At 36.8% G+C, this 25,380-nt stretch carries 26 protein-coding genes; 7 read left to right on the forward strand and 19 right to left on the reverse strand.

Features of this window, described 5'->3' with window-relative positions:
- Positions 1 to 48: 48 nt before the first annotated feature.
- Positions 49 to 1,290 (reverse strand): amidohydrolase family protein, encoded by a 1,242-nt coding sequence (locus tag MHB70_RS21040; protein WP_000219583.1) that lies wholly within the window; start codon positions 1,288 to 1,290, stop codon positions 49 to 51.
- Positions 1,291 to 1,515: 225 nt separating this feature from the next.
- Between MHB70_RS21040 and MHB70_RS21045 the strand changes: the two genes are divergently transcribed.
- A complete protein-coding gene (locus MHB70_RS21045; protein ID WP_002003587.1) occupies positions 1,516 to 1,665 on the forward strand; it encodes a PspC domain-containing protein in 150 nt (49 codons plus the stop codon).
- A gap of 68 nt (positions 1,666 to 1,733) precedes the next feature.
- On the opposite strand, the gene MHB70_RS21050 is transcribed toward MHB70_RS21045, so the two are convergent.
- The gene (locus tag MHB70_RS21050) at positions 1,734 to 2,306 is read right to left on the reverse strand and encodes a helix-turn-helix domain-containing protein (RefSeq protein ID WP_000658048.1); all 573 of its coding nucleotides are present in this window, start codon (positions 2,304 to 2,306) and stop codon (positions 1,734 to 1,736) included.
- Between the two features lie 100 nt (positions 2,307 to 2,406).
- On the opposite strand from MHB70_RS21050, the gene MHB70_RS21055 reads away from it, so the two are divergent.
- Positions 2,407 to 3,372, forward strand: a complete 966-nt coding sequence (locus MHB70_RS21055) for a DMT family transporter (protein WP_001201643.1) — start codon at positions 2,407 to 2,409, stop codon at positions 3,370 to 3,372.
- 141 nt (positions 3,373 to 3,513) lie between these two features.
- The gene (locus MHB70_RS21060; RefSeq protein WP_000913214.1) at positions 3,514 to 4,179 is read left to right on the forward strand and encodes an aquaporin; all 666 of its coding nucleotides are present in this window, start codon (positions 3,514 to 3,516) and stop codon (positions 4,177 to 4,179) included.
- Positions 4,180 to 4,238: 59 nt separating this feature from the next.
- Here MHB70_RS21060 and MHB70_RS21065 read toward each other — a convergent pair whose 3' ends face one another.
- The 3 genes from MHB70_RS21065 to MHB70_RS21075 all read right to left on the reverse strand — a co-directional run bounded on the left by MHB70_RS21065 (position 4,239) and on the right by MHB70_RS21075 (position 6,902).
- On the reverse strand, positions 4,239 to 4,670 hold the full coding sequence (locus tag MHB70_RS21065; RefSeq protein ID WP_000512996.1) for an Rrf2 family transcriptional regulator: 432 nt from the start codon (positions 4,668 to 4,670) through the stop codon (positions 4,239 to 4,241).
- 118 nt (positions 4,671 to 4,788) lie between these two features.
- Positions 4,789 to 6,015 (reverse strand): ABC transporter permease, encoded by a 1,227-nt coding sequence (locus MHB70_RS21070; protein ID WP_001224994.1) that lies wholly within the window; start codon positions 6,013 to 6,015, stop codon positions 4,789 to 4,791.
- 2 nt (positions 6,016 to 6,017) lie between these two features.
- Positions 6,018 to 6,902 carry an ABC transporter ATP-binding protein gene (locus MHB70_RS21075; RefSeq protein WP_000058105.1) on the reverse strand — a complete coding sequence of 295 codons (885 nt, stop codon included), beginning with the start codon at positions 6,900 to 6,902 and terminating at the stop codon, positions 6,018 to 6,020.
- 342 nt (positions 6,903 to 7,244) lie between these two features.
- On the opposite strand from MHB70_RS21075, the gene MHB70_RS21080 reads away from it, so the two are divergent.
- Complete coding sequence (locus tag MHB70_RS21080; RefSeq protein ID WP_000782783.1) at positions 7,245 to 8,072, forward strand: 5'-nucleotidase, lipoprotein e(P4) family; 828 nt, start codon at positions 7,245 to 7,247, stop codon at positions 8,070 to 8,072.
- Positions 8,073 to 8,101: 29 nt separating this feature from the next.
- Here MHB70_RS21080 and motB read toward each other — a convergent pair whose 3' ends face one another.
- Both motB and motA read right to left on the reverse strand, forming a co-directional pair.
- Positions 8,102 to 8,887, reverse strand: a complete 786-nt coding sequence (gene motB / locus MHB70_RS21085; protein ID WP_001256739.1) for a flagellar motor protein MotB — start codon at positions 8,885 to 8,887, stop codon at positions 8,102 to 8,104.
- Complete coding sequence (motA, locus tag MHB70_RS21090; protein WP_000344856.1) at positions 8,877 to 9,671, reverse strand: flagellar motor stator protein MotA; 795 nt, start codon at positions 9,669 to 9,671, stop codon at positions 8,877 to 8,879. Before motA ends, motB begins: the two co-directional genes overlap by 11 nt.
- Before the next feature lie 264 nt (positions 9,672 to 9,935).
- Here motA and MHB70_RS21095 point away from each other — a divergent pair, with 264 nt between their 5' ends.
- Positions 9,936 to 10,715 carry a M15 family metallopeptidase gene (locus tag MHB70_RS21095; RefSeq protein ID WP_000720189.1) on the forward strand — a complete coding sequence of 260 codons (780 nt, stop codon included), beginning with the start codon at positions 9,936 to 9,938 and terminating at the stop codon, positions 10,713 to 10,715.
- A gap of 38 nt (positions 10,716 to 10,753) precedes the next feature.
- On the opposite strand, the gene MHB70_RS21100 is transcribed toward MHB70_RS21095, so the two are convergent.
- The 4 genes from MHB70_RS21100 to sdhC all read right to left on the reverse strand — a co-directional run bounded on the left by MHB70_RS21100 (position 10,754) and on the right by sdhC (position 14,478).
- The gene (locus MHB70_RS21100; RefSeq protein WP_061529668.1) at positions 10,754 to 11,200 is read right to left on the reverse strand and encodes an acyl-CoA thioesterase; all 447 of its coding nucleotides are present in this window, start codon (positions 11,198 to 11,200) and stop codon (positions 10,754 to 10,756) included.
- Between the two features lie 90 nt (positions 11,201 to 11,290).
- Positions 11,291 to 12,052, reverse strand: coding sequence for a succinate dehydrogenase iron-sulfur subunit (gene sdhB / locus MHB70_RS21105; RefSeq protein WP_001291830.1), 762 nt, complete (start codon positions 12,050 to 12,052; stop codon positions 11,291 to 11,293).
- Positions 12,045 to 13,838 carry a succinate dehydrogenase flavoprotein subunit gene (sdhA, locus tag MHB70_RS21110; protein ID WP_000676745.1) on the reverse strand — a complete coding sequence of 598 codons (1,794 nt, stop codon included), beginning with the start codon at positions 13,836 to 13,838 and terminating at the stop codon, positions 12,045 to 12,047. The genes sdhB and sdhA overlap by 8 nt, the downstream gene beginning before the upstream one ends.
- Positions 13,839 to 13,851: 13 nt before the next feature.
- Complete coding sequence (sdhC, locus tag MHB70_RS21115) at positions 13,852 to 14,478, reverse strand: succinate dehydrogenase cytochrome B558 (RefSeq protein WP_000678354.1); 627 nt, start codon at positions 14,476 to 14,478, stop codon at positions 13,852 to 13,854.
- A gap of 299 nt (positions 14,479 to 14,777) precedes the next feature.
- Here sdhC and MHB70_RS21120 point away from each other — a divergent pair, with 299 nt between their 5' ends.
- Complete coding sequence (locus tag MHB70_RS21120) at positions 14,778 to 15,227, forward strand: YslB family protein (protein WP_000042215.1); 450 nt, start codon at positions 14,778 to 14,780, stop codon at positions 15,225 to 15,227.
- Positions 15,228 to 15,341: 114 nt separating this feature from the next.
- Here the strand turns inward: MHB70_RS21120 and uvrC are convergent, their stop codons facing one another.
- The 8 genes from uvrC to MHB70_RS21160 all read right to left on the reverse strand — a co-directional run bounded on the left by uvrC (position 15,342) and on the right by MHB70_RS21160 (position 24,044).
- Positions 15,342 to 17,126 carry an excinuclease ABC subunit C gene (gene uvrC, locus MHB70_RS21125; protein WP_000544286.1) on the reverse strand — a complete coding sequence of 595 codons (1,785 nt, stop codon included), beginning with the start codon at positions 17,124 to 17,126 and terminating at the stop codon, positions 15,342 to 15,344.
- A 148-nt stretch (positions 17,127 to 17,274) separates the two neighbouring features.
- The gene (trxA, locus tag MHB70_RS21130; protein ID WP_000974757.1) at positions 17,275 to 17,589 is read right to left on the reverse strand and encodes a thioredoxin; all 315 of its coding nucleotides are present in this window, start codon (positions 17,587 to 17,589) and stop codon (positions 17,275 to 17,277) included.
- Between the two features lie 211 nt (positions 17,590 to 17,800).
- Positions 17,801 to 18,778 carry an electron transfer flavoprotein subunit alpha gene (gene etfA, locus MHB70_RS21135; protein ID WP_000101960.1) on the reverse strand — a complete coding sequence of 326 codons (978 nt, stop codon included), beginning with the start codon at positions 18,776 to 18,778 and terminating at the stop codon, positions 17,801 to 17,803.
- Positions 18,779 to 18,814: 36 nt separating this feature from the next.
- Positions 18,815 to 19,588: an electron transfer flavoprotein subunit beta gene (etfB, locus tag MHB70_RS21140; RefSeq protein WP_001029031.1), complete on the reverse strand. Its 774-nt coding sequence runs from the start codon at positions 19,586 to 19,588 to the stop codon at positions 18,815 to 18,817.
- Positions 19,589 to 19,667: 79 nt separating this feature from the next.
- Positions 19,668 to 20,444 (reverse strand): enoyl-CoA hydratase, encoded by a 777-nt coding sequence (locus tag MHB70_RS21145; RefSeq protein ID WP_061529669.1) that lies wholly within the window; start codon positions 20,442 to 20,444, stop codon positions 19,668 to 19,670.
- 11 nt (positions 20,445 to 20,455) lie between these two features.
- A complete protein-coding gene (locus MHB70_RS21150; protein WP_000742218.1) occupies positions 20,456 to 21,043 on the reverse strand; it encodes a TetR/AcrR family transcriptional regulator in 588 nt (195 codons plus the stop codon).
- A 106-nt stretch (positions 21,044 to 21,149) separates the two neighbouring features.
- Positions 21,150 to 22,835 carry a long-chain-fatty-acid--CoA ligase gene (locus tag MHB70_RS21155; RefSeq protein ID WP_000414726.1) on the reverse strand — a complete coding sequence of 562 codons (1,686 nt, stop codon included), beginning with the start codon at positions 22,833 to 22,835 and terminating at the stop codon, positions 21,150 to 21,152.
- A gap of 189 nt (positions 22,836 to 23,024) precedes the next feature.
- Positions 23,025 to 24,044 carry a BclA C-terminal domain-containing protein gene (locus MHB70_RS21160; RefSeq protein WP_061529670.1) on the reverse strand — a complete coding sequence of 340 codons (1,020 nt, stop codon included), beginning with the start codon at positions 24,042 to 24,044 and terminating at the stop codon, positions 23,025 to 23,027.
- A gap of 356 nt (positions 24,045 to 24,400) precedes the next feature.
- Between MHB70_RS21160 and MHB70_RS21165 the strand changes: the two genes are divergently transcribed.
- Positions 24,401 to 25,375, forward strand: coding sequence for an ABC transporter substrate-binding protein (locus tag MHB70_RS21165; RefSeq protein ID WP_000722817.1), 975 nt, complete (start codon positions 24,401 to 24,403; stop codon positions 25,373 to 25,375).
- Positions 25,376 to 25,380 lie beyond the last annotated feature (5 nt).

Genomic DNA, 25,380 nt, shown 5'->3' on the forward strand with positions numbered 1-25,380 from the left:
TTCTATATTCTCAATTAGAACCCTCCTCAAATTATTTAAACGATTCTTCTACACAAGATTATTTAATTCCACCTCATTTAAACTTCCAACAACAATATCCCCTTTATACACGACTAAACGCTTTTCTGTTTGACGCGCTACCGCTTCAGCAGTACATGTTGCATTCGTTAAAACAAAGCTCGCTTCATCTCCTACATTTGGCCAAGCTCGTTTCCCTTCCTTGTTTAACGTTTCTTTTCCTCCCGTAATAAAGCGAAGTGCTTTTCCTAAAGACCTTTCGTCACTCCACCCAAAACGCTCTGCTAATCGATTTGCCTTTTGAAGCATATCGCCAGTTCCAAACGGCGACCAATGATCTGTAATACTATCATTTCCTAATGAAACTTTAACACCTTTTTTATCTAATAACGGAATTGGAATTACTTGTTTACCAATTGGCACCGTTGAAGTAATATCAATACTTAAAGCTGCTAGTCTTTCTGCCACTTCTTCAGCTTCTTTATCAGTAACACCACCAAGTCCAAGCGCATGACTAATTGTTACACGACCTTGCCACCCTGCTTCTTCTGTTAAGCTTGCCAACCTCTTCATCGTAAACGTTCCTAGATTATTCGCATCATGCAAATGAATATCAACATCTGCATTAAATTCTACTGCGATATCCATAATCGTATGTAATGATTTTTCGATATCATTATCCACTGTAGCTGGATCCACTCCACCGACTAGATTCGCACCCATACGCATCGCATCTTTCACAAGTTGTACAGAATTACTGCGCAATAATCCATGTTGCGGAAAAGCAACGATTCTACCAGACATCCGATTTTTATATGTTTCTAATGCAGCTAACGTCGCCTCCAAATTATGAAGTCCAATAATTGGATCAACATTACAATGCGTTCTAATATTCGTTGTACCATTTCGAAGTAGTAACTCTAGCATATTTTCCGCCCTGTCTTGAGCAGTTATTACTTGCTTTGGCAAAATCTTCTCTTCCTCATTAAAACGTGTAAAAATACTGTCTGCTGGCATACAAGCTTTCCAAGGCCCACTATAATATGTTTTATCAATATGAATATGCATCTCTTCGAAAGACGGCAAAATTAATAAGCGATTCACATCAAGAGTTACTATCCCTTCCTCTTGAACAATCCCTTCTATAATTTTTTTAATTCGTCCATCTTCAATGAGTAAACTACATAATTCTGTTTCTGTTCGTGAAATTGCCCCTTCTTCATATGTATACCTTGATTCAAGCATTACATTAGTCAACCAATATACTGTCATTTCTATTTCCCCACCCTTTATTAAAAATCGCCTCATACCTCTTACTATAAGTTTAATATCCGCTGAAAATTAAGACAATTAATATGATCGTTTCTCTAAAAAAATGTAATACAACCTCATAGTCTTCTCATAAATTTCCATATAGAATAGAAGTATATAGCTTCATATAAAAAAGGAGTTGATCGTTATATGTCAAAAAAATTATGTTAATCCGAAACTGATAAAATGCTATTTGGTATATGTGGTGGTTTAGGAGAATATTTTGATATTAGTTCTACTCTCATTCGTATCCTTTGGGTCATTGCTATTTTATGTTTTGGAACGGGATTTTTAGTTTACTTTATTTGTTTATTACTTATGCCACGTTCGTACTAATGGCATCACTTCCTATACTTAAGAAGAGCATATAAAAAATCACCTATAGAATTCTATAGGTGATTTTTTCATGAAGAGTATTTCATCGTTAAATGTAATACAGCCACTTCATCTTCTTCATTTTTATAGCTATGTTTCTTATTCGCTTCAAATTGAATGGAGTCAAACTCGTTTAATTCGTATACATCATTCTCCACTTGAATGGATACTTTCCCTTTCATTACCGTTACAAGCTCAATAGCACCTTCATGATGAGCTTCCGGTTCATATATACTATTCGCTCTTAAACAAGCACGGTGCATTTCCATCCCTGTTTCTTTCGTGTAACGGAACATCGTTTCTAAATGCCATGCTTGTCCTACATCTACTGCAAATCCTTCTCCGCAGCGCGCAACAGCTACAGGTTCTCCAACAACCATTAATCTCGATAAAGGTATCGATAACCCTTTCGTTATTTTCCAAATGACAGCTAACGTTGGATTCGTTTCACCTCTCTCAATTTTCCCTAATGTTAATTTACTAACTCCTGTTTTTTGGGCTAATTCTTCTAAACTTAATTTTTGTTCATTTCGAATTTGTCTTAATAGCTGACCTACTTGCTGAATGACTTCTTTCGTTTGCATATCTTCATGTTCTTTCATCTATAAAACCACCTTAAAGTATAAAATAGTTTACTTTTATTATCTTAAAGTATATTATACTATACATAATTATTTATTTCCAAAAGGAGTGTTATATTTCATGCGTGCAATATTATTAGGCCTCTTATCATCAGCCTTTTTTTCTGCAACTTTTATTATTAATAGAGCAATGAATGTATCTGGAACGAGCTGGGCTTGGACAGCTTCCTTCCGCTTTTTATTCGCTCTCCCTATTTTATTCCTTATCGTTTTATTTCGCAAAAACTTAGGTGGGTTATGGGCAGAGTTAAAAAAACATCCATTCGCATGGATCGGATGGGGTTCCGTTGCAGGGATTGGTTTCTATTCTTTATTAAGTTTCGCAGCTGTCTTCTCTCCGGCTTGGCTCGTTGCCGGAACTTGGCAAGTTACGATATTAGCAGGTTTACTTTTATCACCACTATTTTTCGTAAAAATAGAAACGAAGTCAGGTACAAAACTTGTACGCGGAAAAATTCCGCTTCGTAGTTTATATGTAGCATTATTTATTTTACTAGGTGTAATTTGTATGCAAACAACTGCAGCTGGACACATTACAATAACTCAGTTCATTTCAGGGTTTTTACCTGTCGTATTAGCTGCTTTTTTATATCCGTTCGGCAACCGAAAAATGATGGAACTTGTGGGGGGACGTCTTGATACATTCCAGCGTGTATTAGGAATGGCAATAGGCAGTCTTCCTATTACAATTTTACTTGGTATATACGGATTTTCTACTACTGGTATTCCAACATCCAGCCAAATGCTGCAAGGATTTTTGTTAGCTTTATGTTCCGGCGTCATTGCGACGATGACATTTTTCTTTGCCACTGACTTAGCAAAAGACAACCTCGCTTTACTTGGTGCCGTTGAAGCAACACAAGCTGGAACGATGGTCTTTACAGTACTTGGTGAAATTGTGTTCTTGAACGGTTCATTCCCTGGTGGCCTTTCCCTATTTGGAATGATTATTATTATGTTAGGAATGGTTGCAAATAGTATTTTAAACCGTTCTGTTCCAGTCATTAAACAGAAAAAGTCGGCATAACAAAAGATATGGTTCTTCTTCATAGAACCATATCTTTTTTATTGTCCCCCTATTTCGCCTTATCAGAATAGTATTTCATTGGCTGTTTATACGAAAACCTATGTTATAATACGTTTCATGCGCATTAATAGGAGGTAAATTATGTTAAAAAAAGCAATCGCTGAATTTATTGGTACATTTGTACTTGTATTATTCGGAACTGGAGTAGCTGTCACTGGCGGCGGAATTGAAGGAATTGGAACATTAGGAATCGCTATGGCTTTCGGTCTATCTATTGTAGCTATGGCATATAGCATTGGAACAATTTCTGGATGTCACATTAACCCAGCAGTATCGGTAGCTATGTTCATTAACAAAAGAATGAACGCTATGGAACTTTGTTATTATGTATTAGCTCAAATTTTAGGTGGTTTATTAGGAACTGCAACGTTAGTAACGATTTTACGCTCTGCTAAAACACCTTTAGATAATTTAGGACAAAATGGTTTCGGAACTCTTGGTTTATCTGGAGCATTTTTAGTTGAGTTCGTTTTAACTTTCGTATTTATTTTAGTTATCATGGCTGTAACAGGTAAAAAAGGAAGTTCTTCTTTAGCGGGACTAGTAATTGGTTTCACATTAGTTTTAATTCACTTATTAGGAATTCCTTTAACTGGAACATCTGTTAACCCTGCTCGTAGTATCGCACCAGCTTTATTTGTTGGTGGAGAAGCACTTTCTCAACTATGGGTATTCATCGTAGCACCAATTCTTGGTGGTATCGTAGCAGCTATCGTAGGTAAATTCATTTTAAATACTGAAAAATAGAATTTTCAATATTTCTGAATAAAAAAAGGCGAGCCCTCATTATGAGGAAGCTCGCTTTTTTATTCTTTTATTTTAGACTTTAAATTTGTAACTAATTGCTCTACCGTTACATTTGCAAGTACGTTTTCCATCGCTTCTTGCGCTTGCATTAAAATAATTTCTAATACTGATTGAATATTAGCTCCTACTGGACATTCAATGTTGGGATTTTCATGGAAGGAAAATAGATGTCCTTCTTCTACAACTTCCACTGCTTTATATACATCAAGTAATGTAATTTCTTCTAAATCACGAGCAAGTGTCGTACCACCTTTACCGGCTTGTACATCAACAAGTCCTGCTCTCTTCAACATTCCTGTAATGCGACGAATCACAACTGGATTTGTATTCACACTACCAGCAATCCATTCAGAGGTACAGCGAGAGTTTCGATCTATCGCAAGTAAAGTCAACATATGAACACCTACTGTAAAACGACTACTAATTCCCATCTGCACACCCTCCTTTGTATTCATTCTATTAAAAGACAACTCTTACTATTATATACTATTTTTAATTTATACATAAAGAAAAAGCATGATTTCAATAGAAAATCATGCTTTTCTCTCATTATTGACGCTTAATAAATTTTGCTAAATCTTTAAATTTCACTTTGTCTGAGTAATTCATTACACCATTTACATAGATACGACTTGTAACAGCGTTTAATATACCAATCGTCGCCAATAAGACTACTAATGTTATCGTAATTTCTAACATGCCTGCTTCACCGGCTACAATACGTGAGAAGGTAACCATCGGTGTAAAGAACGGAACGTAAGAACTTACAACAACGATAGTACTATTCGGATCACTTAATGATTTAATACTAATGAAGAATGCAGCCATAATTAAAATCATTATCGGGAAAGATACAGCTTGTAAATCCTCCGTCTTAGAAACAACAGCGCCAGCTGCAGCGTACATCATCGCATAAAGTAAATATCCCGTAATGAAATACACAAGGAACATACTTATAACTTTTGCATCTAATTTTGTAAAGTCAATTGGAATTCCAAATAATGAGGCGTTTTCTAAATCGACCCACCCTAACAAATAAGGAATAAGATAACCGCACGCTAATATGACCAGTTGTAATAAAGCTGTTGAAACAACTGCTAATATTTTCGCATACATCATCGTAAGCGGTTTTACTTTCGGCAGCATGACTTCCATTACACGTGACGCCTTTTCTGATGCAATATTCATTGCAATTGTATTTCCGAACGCGACAATAAACATATATAAAGCAAATGTAAAGAAATAGGCAATTCCGAAAGAAGAAGAGCGATCTTTTATTGCTTCTTGTTTCACTGAAATTTCAGTTTGCAATTGCTGTGCAATTTTTGGTGAAACATTATGCTTTGCAATTGTCACCATTGTATATTGTTGTTTGAAATAACTTGCCATGATTGCAGAAGTTGCTTGGCTAGGAAATCCATTATACATATACGTAACCTCTGGAGCTCCATTCTTTTCTATTACATGAAACAAGCCATCCAGCTCACCGTCTTCTACTTGTTTATGCAGTTTATCAAAATCTGCTTTTGAACCAACCGTTATTTTTGCTGATGGTAATAGCTTAGTTAACTCTTCTTTTTGTACGTTGTATGTGGAACTTTCTGTTACAACTGCAATTTTATCTTTATCCTTACTTTTATCATTCCCTGAAGTAAAATGATTAAATGCAAAAATCCCAAATACAACTAAAAATAATATAGCACTCGTAATTAATGATTTTTTAGATAAAAACGCTTCTCTAAAATAAAATGAAAATACATGAGAAAATTTACGCATCGTTATTTCGCCCTCTCTACAAAGATTTCATTTAACGTCGGCTCTAACATTTTAAATTGGCGCAAGGTAACACCTTGTTCTTGCAATTGTTGTAAAATCTTTAGAGCTTCTGCATCGTCTTGTACTTTTATATAAAGAAGGCCTTGTTGTTTTTCATATGAAACATGTATAGCTTCTAATCCCTTTTCATTCTCTGCTGTATCTTCAATCGTTAAATTACGGAAACCATATTCTTTCTTAATATCACTTAACTGTCCTTTGACAACTGCTTCGCCTTTTTTCAAAATACATACATGTTGGCAAAAAGCTTCTACTTGTTCCATACGATGACTGGATAAAATAATTGTCTTCCCGCTCTGTACTTGTTCTTCAATAATGCTAGCTAACATCCCAGCATTGACTGGGTCAAGTCCGCTAAACGGTTCATCTAAGATGAGAAGTTCAGGATTATGAAGAAGAGCAGCAATTAATTGAATTTTTTGCTGATTCCCTTTTGAAAGCTCTCCTGCCGTTTTAAATTTGTATTCTGGAATTGCTAATCGCTCTAACCAGTGGTCAATGGCAAGATCTACTTCTTTTTTCGTCATTCCTTCTAATCTACCAAAATATCGCAGCTGGTCTATTACTCTACTTTTTGTATATAAACCTCTTTCTTCTGGTAAATAACCAATCGTTACCCCACTAGTCCCAAATGATTTTCCATCCCATGTAATAGAGCCTTCATTAGGCGTTAATAATCCGAGAAGCATTTTGATTGTAGTTGTTTTCCCTGCACCATTTCGTCCAAGTAATCCTAGCACTTCACCTTTTGGTAACGAAATTTGCAAACCGTTAACTGCTTTTGATTCCCCAAATAGTTTCGTTAAGTTTTGAATTTGTAAACTCAAAGTATAAAGCCTCCCCTTTATTATCATTCGTACTCTCTTTCAAAGATTATGTTTATTTAGGATAAAATATAGCACTACGCTTCATCCTCTTATATATAACATTACCTTTAATCCATCATTTGTTCTATTTAGTTAAAATTGTAAATAATAAAGGTTTATTTGTCAATTATAATTGTCATTACGACAATAAAACCTGTCAAAATGACTATCATTATTTTGCTCATCTTTCTAATATAGGACACACTACTATATATACAAAAGACAATATGCAAATGTTCATAAAAAATTTTTATATTTTAATATATAATATAAGATGATTTTCTAACATCAAGGAGGATACATATGAAGATGAAGAGGGGCATTACCACTTTATTATCTGTAGCGGTTCTATCTACATCGCTTGTAGCATGTTCAGGAACGACAGAGAAAACAGCGTCCAAAGAAGAAAAAGTAAAATTAACAGAACAGCAATTAATGGCTGATTTATGGTATCAAACAGCTGGCGAAACGAAAGCACTTTACTACCAAGGGTACAATATCGGTCAATTGAAGCTGGATGCAGCTCTTGCAAAAGGGACAGCAAAAAAACCTGCTATCGTACTTGATTTAGATGAAACTGTTTTAGACAACAGTCCTCATCAAGCAATGAGTGTAAAGACAGGAAAAGGCTATCCTTACAAATGGGATGATTGGATTAATAAGGCTGAAGCTGAAGCCCTTCCAGGCGCAATTGATTTCTTAAAATATACAGAGTCTAAAGGTGTAGATATTTACTACATCTCAAATCGTAAAACGAACCAACTAGATGCAACTATTAAAAATCTTGAGCGCGTAGGTGCTCCTCAAGCAACGAAAGAACATATATTATTACAAGATCCGAAAGAAAAAGGGAAAGAGAAACGCCGTGAACTCGTTTCTCAAACACATGATATTGTCTTATTCTTCGGTGATAACTTATCTGATTTCACTGGTTTTGATGGTAAATCGGTAAAAGATCGCAATCAAACAGTTGCAGATTCAAAAGCACAATTTGGTGAGAAATTCATCATTTTCCCTAATCCAATGTACGGTGATTGGGAAGGCGCTTTGTATGACTATGATTTCAAAAAATCAGATACGGAAAAAGATAAAGTCCGTCGTGACAACTTAAAATCATTTGAAGCAAAATAAAAGAGGATGGCATTTGCCATCCTCTTTCTTTATTGCATATTTCTCGTTAAAGGTAAAATAAACACTTCTACACGTCTATTTTTTGCTTTTCCTTCCGGTGTATCATTTTGTGCAATCGAACGGTATTCTCCATAACCAATTGCACTAAATTTTCCTGGTTGCAAATCTTTATTTTGAAGTAATACCTGCATAAAATTAACGGCACGCTGTGTACTTAACTCCCAGTTTGATGCAAACTGAGCATTTGCGATAGGAACAGTATCTGTATGACCAGATACTGTAATCTCACGAGGTGATGCGGAAACAAGCAGGTTAGACATCTCTTTTGCAATCCCTAACGATTCTAATTTCACATCTGCTTTCCCCGAGTCGAATAGTACATTTTCTAATATTGTTACCATTAATCCTTTTTCAGTTAAATCGGTTTTAAAAGAAGACGATAATTGCTTTTCCTCAATATATTTATCAATACCTTTTTGTACCGCTTTTAATTCATTCATTTCTTGCTGCTTTACTTCAGCCTCAGCATTCTTTTTAATCTGCTCAGATTCTAAACTATTTGCTGACAACTCTTTCTCTTCATTCGGCTTCTGGTCACTTAAAAACTCTTTATTTCCTGTTCCACCTGCTAGTTCACTCCGAAAAGCTACTGCCATCTGTTTAAACTTCGCAGCATCTATACTACTCATTGCGAATAATACGATGAATAATGCAAATAACAACGTTAACATATCAGAATACGGAATTAACCACGTTTCATCGATATGCTCATCATGTTTTTTCTTTTTACCTCTTCTATTTTTTTTACTCCGCATTTTTTTCTGCTCCTATTTCTAGCTTTTTACGCTCAGTTGCAGAAAGTGCACCTAAAATACGGTTCTTCATAATAAACGGATATGTACCTTCTTGTAACATTAATAAACAATCAATAATTAAACGTTTTTTCTCGATTTCAGCTGCAGATTTTTGCTTTAACTTATTTGCAAATGGATGCCATAGTACATAACCTGAAAAAATACCAAAAATCGTTGCAATAAACGCACCTGAAATAGCATGTCCTAACTTGTCAATATCAGTTAAATTACCAAGCGCAGCTACAAGACCAATAACAGCACCTAAAACCCCTAATGTCGGTGCATACGTACCAGCTTGTGAAAAAATCGCCGCTCCTTTTGCATGCCTTTCTTCAATTGCTTCTAATTCAGCTTCTAAAATCTGCTCTAAATCTTCTGCGGATACGCCATCAATCACAAATTTCATACCACGTAAAAGAAATTCATCTTGAATTTTGTCTAATTGTTGCTCTAAAGACAAAATACCGTATTTTCTACTTTCAGATGTCCAATGAACAAATAATTCTAGCAACTGTTCGTAACTTAAATCCTTTTTATTTGAACCAAAAAGAACTTTAAATAATTTTGGAACCCTTTTTAGTTGATTCATCGGAAATGCAATACAAACTGCGGCAAATGTACCGATGAAAATAATTAATGCTGCGGCAGGATTCAATAAGGCTGTTACGTCAGCGCCCTTGACGACCATCCCTACTACTACCGCTACAAATCCTAAAATGAGTCCAATAATTGTTGCAAAATCCATTCCCATTCACTCCTAGTCTATACAAGAAGTTCTTTATTCTCGATAATCGCTACATCTTCTTATGTATATATATTACATAAAAAATTCAATTCATGAAAGATAAGAAATGAATTATATGAAAAAATACTACAATTTCACACATTTTCTGACATTTTCTTTGCATTTTCATTACGTTACGGCTCTTATATTTCTTTTTCAACAAACTAAACTTATAATAAAAACAATACATATTTTATTAAGAAAGGACTGTGATTACAAGGCATCATGAAAAAAATAATAATTATTTCTGCCGCTACTATTGTAATCGGTATCACATCTTTCGCTTATTTCAGTTCTGAATCACCATTACAAAATGGGGCGAAAGCTGTCGAAAGTCAAAAACATAGTAATCATCCAAAAGAAGAGATTCCTGCTTTTCCAAAAGCTGATCATAATGAAAAAAAACTAGATGATAATTTTTCCGTTGTAACAAATCCGGATTCTGCTCTTGTATTAGTCAATAAACATCGTAAATTACCAGATGGGTATATTCCAGAAGATTTAAAGAAACCGAACGTACCATTTACTAGTCCAAAAGATAAAGAGAAAACATTACTTCGTAAAGATGCTGCAGATGCGCTTGAGAAAATGTTCCAAGCAGCGAAAAACGAGGGGATAGAACTTACAGCAGTTTCAGGTTACCGTTCTTACAAACGTCAACAGTCATTACATAATACCTATATTAAGCGCCAAGGAAAAACTGAGGCTAATTCGGTAAGTGCAATTCCAGGAACAAGTGAGCATCAAACTGGTCTAGCAATGGATATTAGCTCAAAATCTGCTAAATTCCAATTAGAACCAATCTTTGGCGAGACAACAGAAGGGAAATGGGTTGCAAAACACGCCCATGAGTTTGGATTTGTCATTCGTTATTTAGAAGATAAAACAGAAACAACAGAGTACGCATACGAACCATGGCACTTACGCTACGTTGGTAATCCATATGCCACATACATATATAAACACCATCTAACATTAGAAGAGGCAATGAAGGATAAAAAATAAGAGAGCGATTCGCTCTCTTATTTTTGTATTCTCTTCTATTATTTTAGTAATTTCATCTTCCATTCTTCAGGCCATGGCTCGCCTCTTCCTGTTTTTTTCGATGCTTGTACCATCATACCGCGTCCAACTAAACAAACTTCCCCTTCTGCATTTTTGACCATATAGTGCAAATCTAAAGAAGAATTCCCAACTGTTGCTGCCTTTACATATACTTTCAACTGCTCATCAAAATATATTTGTTTGATGAAATTACATTGTAAATCTGCAACAACGATCATCGTTTCTGATGATTCATTTGTCCATTCTTGCATAAATCCAAGTTCTTTAAACAATGCGATACGTGCTTCTTCAAAATATGTAAAAGCAATGACATTATTTACATGTCCAAACATATCTACTTCACCGAAACGAACTTTTACAGGATTGTAAAACGAAAAACCACTTTCCCATTTCTTAAAGTCTTCAATATAAGAAATTCTCTTCATCGTTTTCTCTCCTTTTCAATTACTAATATACAGAATAAACTGAAAAATAACCTTATAAATATTGCCCCTTCAAATGAAGAGGCATATTTATTAATAGTTATTATCGCTACCAAAGAAATCTTTGAACGATTGAATTGTTGTATCACGGTTTAATGCTGCGATTGAAGTTGTTAATGGAATACCTTTCGGACATGATTGCACACAGTTTTGAGAGTTACCACAGTTTGCAAGCCCTCCATCTCCCATAATTGCACGTAAGCGATCTGCTTTGTGCATTTCACCTGTTGGATGCGAGTTGAATAAACGAGCTTGTGATAACGGTGCTGGTCCAATAAAGTCAGATTTACTGTTTACGTTTGGACATGATTCTAAGCAAACACCACATGTCATACATTTTGAAAGCTCATAAGCCCATTGACGTTTCTTCTCCGGCATTCTTGGTCCTGGACCTAGGTCATACGTACCATCGATTGGAATCCAAGCCTTAACGCGTTTTAATGCGTTAAACATACGACTACGGTCAACTTGTAAATCACGTACAACCGGGAATGTCTTCATCGGTTTTAAGCGAATTGGCTGTTCTAATTGATCAATAAGGGCTGTACATGATTGACGTGGTTTTCCGTTAATAACCATCGAGCAAGCGCCACATACTTCCTCTAAACAGTTCATATCCCATGCAATCGGAGTTGTTTGGTTCCCTTTTGAATCAACAGGATTACGGCGAATTTCCATAAGTGCCGAAATAATATTCATATTTGGACGATATGGAATTTCAAACTCTTGGTCAAACTCTTGTGCATCTGGTCCATCTTGTCTCGTAATGATGAGGCGGATTGTTTTCTCAGACATGTTGCTTATCCCCCTTCTCTTCACCCTTAGCAGCTACATCATGTTTTGAAGAATAGTCACGTTTACGTGGTTTAATTAATGAAACATCCACTTCTTCGTAATGGAATGCTGGTGCATTTCCTTCTCCCTCAAATTTTGCCATTGTAGTTTTTAAGAAGTTTGCATCATCACGATTTGGGAATTCCGGTTTGTAATGCGCTCCGCGGCTTTCATTACGGTTATATGCCCCAATTGTAATAACACGAGCTAGCTCAAACATATTTGCAAGTTGACGTGTAAATGAAGCACCCTGGTTACTCCATCTTGCTGTATCGTTAATGTTAATGCGTTTGTAACGCGCCATTAACTCTTCAATTTTTGCATCTGTTTCTAATAACTTTTTATTTTCACGAACTACTGTAACGTTATCTGTCATCCATTCTCCCAGCTCTTTGTGAAGAACATATGCATTTTCGTTACCATCAAGCGTTAAAATATTGTTAAATTTCTCTGTTTCGATTAATTCATTTTGCTCATATACACTAGAAGAAACAGCATCAGATGATTTAGAAAGACCTTTCATATACTCAATTGCGTTCGGTCCTGCTACCATACCACCGTAAATTGCTGATAATAGTGAGTTCGCACCAAGGCGGTTACCACCGTGCATAGAATAATCGCACTCACCTGCTGCAAATAAACCTGGAATGCTTGTCATTTGCTTATAATCAACCCATAGCCCGCCCATTGAATAGTGAACCGCTGGGAAGATTTTCATTGGTAGTTTACGAGGATCATCTCCTGTAAACTTCTCATAGATTTCAATAATTCCACCAAGTTTAATATCTAGTTCTTTCGGATCTTTATGAGAAAGATCTAGGTACACCATGTTTTCACCGTTAATACCTAGTTTTTGCTCTACGCAAACATCAAAGATTTCACGCGTTGCAATATCACGAGGTACAAGGTTTCCGTAAGCAGGATATTTCTCTTCTAAGAAGTACCATGGCTTACCATCTTTATATGTCCAAACACGCCCACCTTCACCACGTGCAGATTCACTCATAAGACGTAACTTATCGTCTCCAGGAATTGCCGTTGGATGGATTTGAATAAACTCACCGTTCGCATAATATGCACCTTGTTGATATACAGCAGACGCTGCTGTACCTGTATTGATAATAGAGTTAGTTGATTTTCCAAAGATGATACCAGGGCCCCCTGTTGCCATAATCACGGCATCAGCTTGGAAACTTTTAATCTCCATAGTTTGTAAGTCTTGTGCAACGATTCCTCGGCACACACCTTCATCATCAACAACAGCTCGTAAGAAATCCCAACCTTCATATTTCGTTACAAGTCCTGCTACTTCGTGACGACGTACTTGCTCATCTAATGCGTATAGTAATTGCTGTCCAGTTGTTGCACCAGCAAATGCTGTACGGTGATGTTGTGTTCCACCAAAACGACGGAAATCAAGAAGTCCTTCTTCCGTACGGTTGAACATAACACCCATACGGTCCATTAAATGAATAATACCAGGTGCTGCTTCACACATTGCTTTAACTGGTGGTTGGTTCGCTAAGAAATCCCCACCATAAATTGTATCGTCAAAGTGGATCCATGGAGAATCCCCTTCACCTTTCGTATTTACGGCACCGTTAATTCCGCCCTGAGCACATACAGAATGTGAACGTTTTACTGGTACTAATGAAAACAGTTCAACATTTACTCCTGCTTCTGCCGCTTTAATCGTTGCCATTAAGCCAGCCAAGCCACCGCCGACTACTATAAGTTTCCCTTTCATGCTCTCCCACTCCTTACTGGTTTGCTAGCTGTGGATCGATGAACGCTAATAATGCACTCACACCTACATAAGATAGACCTAAGAAAATAGCTAATGTTACATAAGTAGAGATTCTTTGTGAACGTGGAGACACTGTAATTCCCCAGCTAATGCAGAATGTCCATAGTCCATTTGCAAAGTGGAAAATTGTTGAAACAACACCAACTAAATAGAATGCAAACATAGCTGGATTGTTTAAAATATCTGCCATCATATCGTAGTTTACCTCTTTACCTAACATTGCTTGAATACGAGTTTCCCAGACATGCCAAGAAATGAAGATCAGCGTAACGATACCTGAAATTCGTTGGAAGACGAACATCCAGTTACGGAAATAACCGTAAGATACCGCATTGTTCTTAGCTGTAAATGCAATATATAAGCCATATATAGCATGGTACAGTATAGGTAAAAAGATGATGAAAATTTCTAGCGCATACCGGAATGGAAGGAGCTCCATAAAGCCTGCAGCTTTGTTAAAAGCCTCTGCTCCTCTTGTTGCAAAGTTGTTTACAATTAGATGTTGCGTCAAAAAGACACCAACCGGGATGACCCCCATTAATGAGTGCCACTTACGAAACGTATACTCGCGGCCTTTCATGTCCCCATTACCCCCTTGAATGTTTGACTGCTGTTTTCAGATTAATTTACAACAATAATGTTTTTTCACTATTGGCATAAGAAAAACTGAAAAAATTATTCGAAATATTTCAGCATAATTTGATACCAAGTTCATTTTACTCCTATTTTTGTCGAAGCGTCAAGAAAACGTATACATAATTTGCATATAATTTGCCAATTCTTTTTTTCTTCTTATATATTCAGATTTTCCTAAAGAAAAATCTGTTTTTATAAATGAGAAATGTTATATAATAAGCCCTATAGAAAGAGGGGAATATTGTGAGCAAAAATACAATCGATATAACATCTTTAGAAGATGTTTCATTGAACGCCTTCGCTTATGAATTGCTACGTGAAGAATTACTACCTGATTTAATTGGTAACGATTTAGATGGTATTTTATACTGGTCCGGTAGAAACCTTGCAAGAAAATATCCGCTAGAAACAATTGAAGAAGTCATTCAGTTCTTTGAAAAAGCTGGTTGGGGCACTTTAAGTATTATTGAGCATAAACGTCGTGAAATGCAGTTCCAACTTAAAGGCACTCTCATTGCTGAACGTCAAAAACAAAACAGACATTCTTCTTATCAATTAGAAGCTGGATTCATTGCTGAGCAAATTCAGAAGCAACGAAACGTCGTAGCAGAGTCATACGAAGAAAAGAAAAAACGTTCAGACTCTATTACATTTCTTGTGAAATGGGATATAAAAGATCTCATTGAAGTGTAGCCTTACCTACAGTCAACTAGACATATAAGTTTAGTTGACTTTTTCGTATTTTCATTCAGATGCGTTTATTTTAAATCTTCAGAAATTATACCAAAAAACAGAAGACGTTGTAAACTACAACGTCTTCTTATCTGTTAAATACGTATAAATTGTTTCTGCGACATTTTTCGGCATACCCGCTTCGACAAATTCTGCTACAGAAGCTTCTTTCATCTTCTTTAATGAACCAAAATGTTTTAACAATACCTTTTTCCGTTTATCACCGATTCCTGGAATATCGTCCAGTGCTGATTGAATGACAGATTTCCCGTGTAATTGACGATGGAATGTAATCGCAAATCGATGCACTTCATCTTGAATGCGCTGCAATAAATAAAATTCTTGGCTATTCCTCTCAAGTATCACCGGTTCAGGTGGATCCCCAATAATTAAATGGGATGTTTTATGTTTGTCATCTTTTACAAGGCCTGCCATCGGAATATATAACCCAAGCTCATTTTCTAGAACATCACTTACAGCTGCCAGATGACCTTTTCCCCCGTCAATAATGATTAAATCTGGTAATGGTAAATTCTCTTTAAGCGCCCTTGTATAACGGCGCCTCACAACTTCTCTCATAGACTCATAATCATCTGGTCCTTGAACCGTTTTAATTTTATATTTCCTGTACTCTTTCTTCGCTGGTTTCCCATCGATAAAAGCAATCATTGCAGAAACGGGATTTGTTCCTTGAATATTTGAGTTATCAAACGCTTCAATACGATACGGTGTTTCAATCCCGAGCTGCTTTCCTAACTGATCTACAGCTTTAATCGTTCGCTCTTCATCACGTTCAATTAAGTAGAATTTCTCTTCAAGTGCAATTTTCGCATTTTTATTTGCTAATTCTACAAGATCTTTTTTCTTACCACGTTTCGGCTGCGTCGCTTCAACTTCTAAAAAGCGCTCTACTAATTCTGAGTCTATACTTCCTGGAACAACAATTTCTTTCGGTTTAAAATGACTGCTGTTTTCATAAAATTGACCGATAAACGTTAAAAATCCCTCTTCTGGTTCATCATAGATTGGAAACATAGAAACATCACGTTCAATTAGCTTTCCTTTTCGAACGAAGAAAACTTGAACGCACATCCATCCTTTATCAACTGCATATCCAAATACATCACGGTCCACTAAGTCACTCATAATCATCTTTTGTTTTTCCATAATTGCATCTATATGAGCAATTTGATCTCGCAATTCTTTCGCACGTTCAAATTCTAGTTTCTCTGAAGCCTCATACATCTTTGTTTCTAATTCTGAACGAATTTCTTTATGTCCACCATTTAAAAACTTAATAATTTCATCCACAATTTCTTTATTTTGTTCTTCCGTCACTTCTTTCACACAAGGTGCTAAACATTGGCCCATATGATAATATAAACACACTTTATCGGGCATGTTTGAGCATTTGCGAAGCGGATACATGCGATCTAATAGTTTTTTCGTTTCATGAGCTGATTGTGCATTCGGATAAGGGCCAAAATACTTTCCTTTATCCTTTTTTACGTTACGTGTAATGAGTAAGCGCGGCTGTTTTTCAGCGGTAATTTTAATAAAAGGATATGTTTTATCATCTTTTAATTGAATATTATATTTTGGATCATACTTTTTTATTAAATTTAACTCTAAAATAAGAGCCTCCAAATTTGAAGAGGTTACGATATATTCAAAATCTACAATTTCTCCTACAAGCCGAAGTGTTTTCCCATCATGCGAACCAGTAAAGTACGAGCGCACACGATTTTTTAACACTTTTGCCTTCCCGACATATATAACCGTTCCTTGCTTATCTTTCATTAAATAACAACCAGGTTGATCTGGTAAAATAGCCAATTTCTCTTTCAAATGTTCGTGCACTCGCCTACCTCCATTTCTACATGCTTATCATTGCAAATTCAAAATAAAAACATACAATGACAAAACACCCAACATACGTTCTTTTATTGTAACGGAAAGGTTTAAAAAAGGAAAATAAAAAAAGCTACCAAATGGTAGCTTCTTTCTTTTAGAAGTGTTTAGAAACTAATTCTACTAACGCTTCTTTCGGTTTGTAACCTAACGCTTGATCAACTACTTTACCGTCTTTTAATACGAAAAGAGCTGGAATGCTCATTACTTCAAATTGACGAGCAGTTTCTTGGTTTTCATCAACGTCTACTTTTACTACTTTTACTTTTTCACCTAGTTCTGAATCGATTTCCTCTAATACAGGAGCGATCATTTTACAAGGTCCACACCAAGGTGCCCAGAAATCTAATAATACAACACCTTCGCTAGTTTCAGCTGCGAAGCTTTGGTCATTTGCGTTTATAATTGCCATTTTATTTCCTCCTTCAAGTATATTCTACCAAGAGTATATCATTAACTTATATACGTGGCGAATAATATGTATCGTTATGTATTGTAACAAAAAAATGTTCCTTTATACTATATAAAAATATGGATGAAATACTAAAAAGGTGAGGGACAGGGGATCCCTCACCTTTTTCTATATATAGGGGTACTTCACTTGGAACTCAAGGGTACTCAAATCATGAATGTACTTTTAACTTTTTAAACTCTTCTGTTAAAAGAGGTAAAACTTCGAATAAGTCACCAACAATACCATAGTCAGCTACTTTGAAAATACTTGCTTCTGGATCTTTATTAATTGCAACGATTATTTTTGAGTTAGACATACCAGCTAAATGCTGAATCGCACCAGAAATACCGCATGCAATGTATAGATCTGGCGTAACGACTTTACCCGTTTGACCAATTTGTAATGAGTAATCGCAATACTCAGCGTCACAAGCACCACGAGATGCTCCAACAGCGCCGCCTAGTACATCAGCTAACTCTTTTAATGGCTTAAATCCATCTTCACTCTTCACACCACGTCCGCCAGCGATAATAACTTTCGCTTCTGAAAGATCAACGCCTTCTGCAGTTTTACGGACAACATCTTGAATAATTGTACGTAAATCTTTCACATCTACTGTAATAGAAGACACGTCACCTGTGCGAGACTCGTCTTTTTCAAGAGTTGCAATGTTATTTGGACGCACTGTCGCAAATAAGATACCATCTGTTACAATCTTCTTCTCAAACGCTTTACCAGAGTAAATCGGACGAGTGAAGATAACATTTCCACCTTCAACTTCTAAAGCAGTTACATCAGAAATTAGACCAGCTTCAAGTTTCGCTGCTAATTTTGGTGATAAATCTTTACCAAGTGCTGTATGTCCAAATACGATACCTTCTGGCTTTTCTTCAGCATATACAGCTAAAAACGCTTGTGCGTAACCATCAGATGTATATGATTTTAATTTATCATTTTCAACTGTCACAACGCGATCTGCACCGTAATGAATCAATTCATTTGCAAAAGAGGCAACGCTGTCTCCAACTAGAAGACCTACCACTTCACCGCCTTCTGCAATTGTTTTTGCTGCTGCTACCGCTTCAAACGAAACGTTACGTAGCGATCCGTCACGAACTTCACCCATTACTAATACTTTACGAGCCATAGATTTTCCCTCCTGCATATATAATTTCGTATTTTATTAGATTACTTTCGCTTCTGTATGGAGCAACGATACAAGTTCTTTTACTTGATCTTGCAGCTCGCCTTGTAACACTTTTCCTGCATCTTTCTTAGGAGGCAAATAGATTTCAATTGTTTTTGTCTTTGCTTCCACATCATCTTCTTCTAAATCTAAATCATCTAATTCTACTTCTTCCAGTGGCTTTTTCTTCGCTTTCATAATACCTGGAAGCGATGGATAACGCGGTTCGTTTAAACCTTGTTGTGCTGTTACTAAAACTGGTAATGACGTTTCAATAACTTCTGTATCACCTTCAACGTCACGCTCAATCTTCACGTTTGTACCATCAATCTCAAGTTTTGTAATTGTCGTTACGTACGGAATATTTAGCGCTTCAGCTACGCGTGGACCAACTTGTCCAGATGCACCGTCAATCGCAACGTTTCCGCCTAAAATTAAATCTGCATCTTTATCTTTTAAATATTCAGCAAGTACTTTTGCTGTTGTAAACTGATCGCCATTTTCAACATCATCTTCAATATTAATTAATACCGCTTTATCACAGCCCATCGCTAATGCTGTACGAAGTTCTTTCTCACTATCTTCGCCACCAACTGTTACGACAGTAACTTCTCCACCTTGTGCGTCTCTTACTTGAATTGCTTCTTCAATCGCATATTCATCGTAAGGGTTGATGATGAATTCCGCTTCGCCATCGTAAATTGCACCGTTTTTAATTACGATTTTTTCTTCTGTATCAAATGTTCGTTTCATGAGTACGTAGATGTTCATTCCATTTACCCCCTTATTTTTTCAGAAAGATTCTATCAATTTTAAAATTCTGTTAATTTATATTAAAAAAATAATTGAACTACCTACCACTAAACGAAGGCTTACGTTTTTCTAAAAACGCTGCTACACCTTCTCTTCCATCTTCACTCGTAAATACTTCACCGAAGATTTGAGCTTCGCGCTGTACACCTTCGTAATAATGAGACGATTTTGTCGTTTGCAATAACTCTAACACAGCACGAGTTGTTGCTAGACTTTTTCCAGCAATTTGTTTTGCAACTTTAAGTGTATCGTCTAAAAGTGTTTCTTCAGAAAACACTCCGTTAACAAGTCCCCATTTTAATGCTTCTGCACCAGTAATTGGTGTACTCGTTAACATCATTTCACAAGCTTTCGCTTTCCCAACATAACGTGGTAAGCGCTGTGTACCTGCAAAACCAGGAATTAATCCAAGTGTTAATTCAGGTAAACCAAGTTTTGCACTTTCAGTTACAAAGCGCATGTGGCAAGACATAGCAAACTCAAGGCCGCCGCCAAGTGCCGCTCCATGAATTGCCGCGATAACTGGTTTTGAACATTTTTCAACACGCTCAAATGTAACTTGTCCAAGCTGTGCTAATTCTGTCGCTTGCTTCGCTTCAGTAAGAGATGTAAATTCTTTAATATCTGCTCCAGCTGAGAAGAAGCGCCCTTCACCGTGAATAACAACAACACGAATGTTATCATCCTTCTCCACTTGATCAATTAACTCAGTAACGTCATGCATAACTTGTGAAGACATCGCATTCGCTGGCCCGTGATTTAACGTCGCCACCGCAATATGGTCTTCAACTCTTACAGATAGGAATTTCAACATGATCCCTCCCATTATTGACGATAACCACAAGCCGCAATAAGTAGCCCATGTACCGTTTTTGAAAGTGCGACCAGATCATACTTATGATCGCTCATTACCCAATTGGTCACAACTTCATCTACTGTTCCAAAGATCATTTGTCTTGCCACACGAACATTTAAGTCCGCCTGAAACTCACCTTGCTTTATTCCTGTCTCTAAAATTTCATCCATAACTTGTAAGTAGCCTTTTAATACTTCATTTATTTTAAGGCGCAAGTCTTGATTGGACTGTCTTAGCTCTAATTGCGTAACGATAGCAAGAGGATCATTTTGTGATAACAGCAAGAAGTGCGTTTCTACCAACATGAATAACTTCGCTACAGCGCTTTCAATTCCTGCTGTTTTTTGACGAATTGTTTCAACAAATTCTCCCATCTTCTCTTGGAATAAGGATATTAATATATCTTCTTTATTTTTAAAATATAAATAAATCGTGCCATCAGCTACCCCAGCTTGCTTTGCAATTTTAGAAACTTGCGCTTGATGGTATCCATTCTCTGCAATCACAATGACTGCCGCATCAATAATTTGATTGTATTTCGGTCTATTTTTCTTCACTTTACTGTCCCCTTCAAGAAGATGACTGAATGAATAGTCATTCATATTCTTATAATACTGACTATTTAGAAAAGTGTCAATCCTATTTTTTCAAAAAGAAAGGGCCTTAGCCCGTTTGCTCATCCTCATTCTTCCTCTTCTCTTCATCTATTAGGACGCGGCGCAAAATTTTCCCTACTGTCGTTTTCGGCAATTCATCTCTAAACTCGTATACTTTCGGTACTTTATAAGCCGCTAAATATTTACGTGCAAACTGATCTAATTCCTCTTCAGAACATTCAGCGCCTTCTTTCAAAACAACAAATGCTTTTACAGTTTCCCCTCTGTACGGATCAGGAACACCGATCGTCACTACTTCTTGCACCTTTTCGTGTTCATATAACACTTCTTCTACTTCACGAGGATATACGTTAAAACCGCTAGCAACAATCATATCTTTCTTACGATCTTTCACATAGAAAAAGCCATCCTCATCCATGTATCCTACATCACCTGTATGAAGCCAGCCATCTTGCAATACAGCCGCCGTTTCTTCTGGCTTATTCCAATACCCTTTCATAATTTGTGGGCCTTTAACAACTATTTCACCGATTTCACCTGGAGGTAATGCCTCTCCTGTTTCAAGTGACATGATGATTGACTCCGTATCTGGCCACGGTACCCCAATACTTCCTGGCACACGTTTTTCCCACAAGAAATTCCCATGTGTAACGGGTGATGACTCCGTTAATCCATAACCTTCTACCAGTTTACCACCTGTAACGCTCTCAAACTCCTCCTGTACTTCTACAGGAAGCGGTGCAGAGCCACTAATACAAGCCTGAATAGAAGAAATATCATATTCTTTTAAAAGAGGGCTATTTAATAGAGCAATATAAATGGTCGGCGCTCCTGGAAATAGTGTAACTTTATGTTTTTTAATTGCTTCAAAAACCATTTTCATATCAAACTTCGGAATAAGCACCATTTTATACCCTTGCATAATACTTAAATTCATTACAGCTGTCATTCCGTATACATGAAAAAACGGAAGGACACCAAGGATCACTTCTTCTCCCTCTTTACAATTATATAACCAATGTGCTCCCATTAAAGTGTTCGAAACGAGGTTTTTATGCGTCAGCATAACCCCTTTTGGAAATCCTGTCGTTCCCCCCGTATACTGCAAAAGAGCTAGATCATTTTCAGGATCACAGGGAACCTCAACATCAGCAGTACTTTCCCTTTCTACTGATTTCCATAGATGAATCGTTTCGCTTTCCGACACATTCACAACAAGATTCGCCTGCTTTTTTTGTACAAATGGATAAAGTAAATTTTTAGGGAATGGTAAGAAATCTGCAATACGAGTTACGATAATGTGCTCCAGCTTTGTGGCATTTTGAACATTAGTAACTCTCGGAAACACTAAATCAAGGCAAAGAATGACTTTTGCCCCAGAGTCATGAAGTTGGTACTCAAGCTCTCTTTCTGTATAAAGAGGATTCGTTTGTACGACAATCCCCCCGGCAAGCAAAGTACCATAATAACCGATTACAGATTGCGGACAATTCGGCAACATAATTGCAACTCTATCTCCCTTTTCAACACCAAGACTTTGCAGATAATTCGCAAACTTCTTTACCTTGTCATGGAAATCTGAAAATGTAACATCTTTACCTAAAAAATGAAGCGCTTTCTTTTCTGGATAACGAGAAGCTATTTTCTCTAAATATCCATGAAGTGGCTGAATATCATAAGAAATAGTACTAGGAATTTCCTCTGGATAACTTTTTAACCAAGGTTTTTCCACCTTCATTCCCCCTTCAAATACATAAAAAATAAATGAATGTTCATTCATGATAGTTGTTTTCATTATATTATAGTCATAACAACGTTACAATCATAATATTCTGACTTTTATATAACTATGCCTTACCTCATTAACTTCTTATTATATGTACAAACTCTCTTACTCTTAAAAGAGTAAGAGAGTTATTATTTAACTTAGTCTTATAATTGTTAATACCGCTCCTGGAGTAGTCGTTGATAACGTCGCAACAGCTAACAAGCCAAATAATTGCAAACTAATTGCACTCCCCGCCGCAAGAGTCGTAATAATTGTTGCACTAAACGATGTGGTTGCTACTGCAGGGGAATTGATCGTCCCAGCAAGCGGTGCCCCATTAATTGTAATTCGCGAACTGACTAATAATGAAGCCGTTATATTAATCGAATATGAAATATAATAATTCCCTGCATTTGCAGCCGTAAATACTGTGTTCCCCCCAGACACTGTAATACCTGGACCGATATTCTGATTGTTTGGAAGCGGGACATTTGTTCCACCAAGTAATACCGATATTGCTGTACCCGACGTATTATTTGCAAATGCGTATGTTGCCGTTATACTTGTGCCGGTTGCTCCTGTTGGGCCTGTATCACCGGTTGCCCCCGTTGGACCTGTTGCTCCTGTTGCTCCTGTTGCTCCTGTTATCCCTGTCGCTCCCGTTGCTCCTGTTGAGCCTGTATCACCGGTTGCTCCCGTCGGACCCGTTGCTCCTGTTGAACCTGTTGAACCTGTTACTCCCGTCGGACCCGTTGCTCCTGTTGAACCTGTCGCTCCTGTTGCTCCTGTTGCCCCCGTTGGACCTGTTGCTCCTGTTATTCCTGTCGCTCCTGTTGGACCTGTTGCTCCCGTTGCTCCTGTTATTCCTGTTGCTCCCGTTGGGCCTGTATCACCGGTTGCTCCTGTTGAACCTGTTGCCCCCGTTGGACCTGTTGCTCCTGTTATTCCTATCGCTCCTGTTGGACCCGTTGCTCCTGTTATCCCTGTCGCTCCCGTTGCTCCTGTTGGGCCTGTATCACCGGTTGCTCCTGTTGAACCTGTTGCCCCCGTTGGACCTGTTGGACCAAGCTTAGGTACTGTCCCATCGCAACTAAAACAACATGAATCAACATGTACACCATTTTGATTATTACACCCACAATATCCATTTGTATTATTGAGCCATGAAGACATGTTGATCCCTTCCTTCAAATTCAATCTTTTCAGTACAAACAACGAATTATAAAACAACTATCCAATAATAAAGAAATACTTTATTCCGTACATTCTAATAATTATTACATGCGACACCCTTCCCTTTTGCTTGTACATTCGCCTTCCTGCTTAAACGAAATTCCTTTTCTGCATTTTCATATACATATAGATTTCAACCTCATATATTGAAATCTGTATAATTCGTTATTTTTCGTCAAAATTTTAAAAATATATTGACACTTAAAATATCATCATAGTATGATTTGGATGTTGTAATTGATAACGATTTTCAATATCGTACATTGCAAATTAAATAATTTATTTGGGGGCAGAAGATGAAGAAAATTCTCAGTATTTTCATAGTAATTCTTCTATTCGCTGTTGGATGCGGACAGCAAAAAGAGGAGAAAAAGGAAACAAAAGCGGACAATAAAAATCAAACTATAACAATTAAACACGCTGAAGGGGAAACGAAGTTAGATAAACCAGCGAAAAAAGTTGTTGTACTTGAGTGGGTATATTCAGAAGACTTATTAGCACTTGGTGTTCAGCCAGTAGGGATGGCAGACATTAAGAATTATAATAAATGGGTAAATACAAAAACAAAACCGAGTAAAGATGTTGTAGATGTAGGGACACGTCAACAACCAAACTTAGAAGAAATTAGCCGTCTAAAACCAGATTTAATTATCACAGCATCATTCCGCGGTAAAGCAATTAAAAACGAATTAGAGCAAATTGCTCCTACAGTTATGTTTGATCCATCAACTAGCAACAACGATCATTTTGCTGAAATGACAGAAACATTTAAACAAATTGCAAAAGCTGTTGGAAAAGAAGAACAAGGTAAAAAAGTATTAGCTGATATGGATAAAACATTTGCTGATGCAAAAGCAAAAATTGACAAAGCAGGCTTAAAAGATAAAAACATTGCAATGGCACAAGCATTTACTGCTAAAAACGTGCCAACATTCCGCATCTTAACTGACAATTCTACAGCTTTACAAGTTACAAAAAAATTAGGTTTAACAAACACTTTTGAAGCGGGTAAATCAGAGGCAGATGGTTTCAAACAAACAACTGTAGAATCATTACAAAGTGTACAAGATTCAAACTTCATTTACATTGTAGCGGATGAAGATAACATTTTTGACACTCAACTAAAAGGCAATCCTGCTTGGGAAGAATTAAAGTTCAAAAAAGAAAACAAAATGTATAAATTAAAAGGCGACACTTGGATTTTCGGTGGTCCTGAGTCTGCAAAATCTTTAGCAACACAAGTAGCAGATGTAATGACAGCGAAGAAGTGATTACA

The sequence above is a fragment of the Bacillus sp. FSL M7-1020 genome (assembly GCF_038050415.1).
Lineage (GTDB): Bacteria > Bacillota > Bacilli > Bacillales > Bacillaceae_G > Bacillus_A > Bacillus_A toyonensis.

Coding starts and splice junctions, on each gene's coding strand:
- MHB70_RS21095 (WP_000720189.1), top strand. CDS start 9,936: ATGAAAAAAATAATAATTATTTCTGCCGCTACTATTGTAATCGGTATC.
- motA (WP_000344856.1), bottom strand. CDS start 9,671: ATGGATTTTGCAACAATTATTGGACTCATTTTAGGATTTGTAGCGGTA.
- MHB70_RS21065 (WP_000512996.1), bottom strand. CDS start 4,670: ATGGGAATTAGTAGTCGTTTTACAGTAGGTGTTCATATGTTGACTTTA.
- sdhC (WP_000678354.1), bottom strand. CDS start 14,478: ATGAAAGGCCGCGAGTATACGTTTCGTAAGTGGCACTCATTAATGGGG.
- MHB70_RS21050 (WP_000658048.1), bottom strand. CDS start 2,306: ATGAAAGAACATGAAGATATGCAAACGAAAGAAGTCATTCAGCAAGTA.
- MHB70_RS21145 (WP_061529669.1), bottom strand. CDS start 20,444: ATGTTGAAATTCCTATCTGTAAGAGTTGAAGACCATATTGCGGTGGCG.
- sdhB (WP_001291830.1), bottom strand. CDS start 12,052: ATGTCTGAGAAAACAATCCGCCTCATCATTACGAGACAAGATGGACCA.
- MHB70_RS21070 (WP_001224994.1), bottom strand. CDS start 6,015: ATGCGTAAATTTTCTCATGTATTTTCATTTTATTTTAGAGAAGCGTTT.
- motB (WP_001256739.1), bottom strand. CDS start 8,887: ATGCGGAGTAAAAAAAATAGAAGAGGTAAAAAGAAAAAACATGATGAG.
- MHB70_RS21055 (WP_001201643.1), top strand. CDS start 2,407: ATGCGTGCAATATTATTAGGCCTCTTATCATCAGCCTTTTTTTCTGCA.
- etfA (WP_000101960.1), bottom strand. CDS start 18,778: ATGGCTCGTAAAGTATTAGTAATGGGTGAAGTTCGTGACGGATCGCTA.
- MHB70_RS21060 (WP_000913214.1), top strand. CDS start 3,514: ATGTTAAAAAAAGCAATCGCTGAATTTATTGGTACATTTGTACTTGTA.
- MHB70_RS21100 (WP_061529668.1), bottom strand. CDS start 11,200: ATGAAGAGAATTTCTTATATTGAAGACTTTAAGAAATGGGAAAGTGGT.
- MHB70_RS21045 (WP_002003587.1), top strand. CDS start 1,516: ATGCTATTTGGTATATGTGGTGGTTTAGGAGAATATTTTGATATTAGT.
- sdhA (WP_000676745.1), bottom strand. CDS start 13,838: ATGAAAGGGAAACTTATAGTAGTCGGCGGTGGCTTGGCTGGCTTAATG.
- trxA (WP_000974757.1), bottom strand. CDS start 17,589: ATGGCAATTATAAACGCAAATGACCAAAGCTTCGCAGCTGAAACTAGC.
- etfB (WP_001029031.1), bottom strand. CDS start 19,588: ATGAACATCTACGTACTCATGAAACGAACATTTGATACAGAAGAAAAA.
- MHB70_RS21160 (WP_061529670.1), bottom strand. CDS start 24,044: ATGTCTTCATGGCTCAATAATACAAATGGATATTGTGGGTGTAATAAT.
- MHB70_RS21040 (WP_000219583.1), bottom strand. CDS start 1,290: ATGACAGTATATTGGTTGACTAATGTAATGCTTGAATCAAGGTATACA.
- MHB70_RS21080 (WP_000782783.1), top strand. CDS start 7,245: ATGAAGATGAAGAGGGGCATTACCACTTTATTATCTGTAGCGGTTCTA.
- MHB70_RS21165 (WP_000722817.1), top strand. CDS start 24,401: ATGAAGAAAATTCTCAGTATTTTCATAGTAATTCTTCTATTCGCTGTT.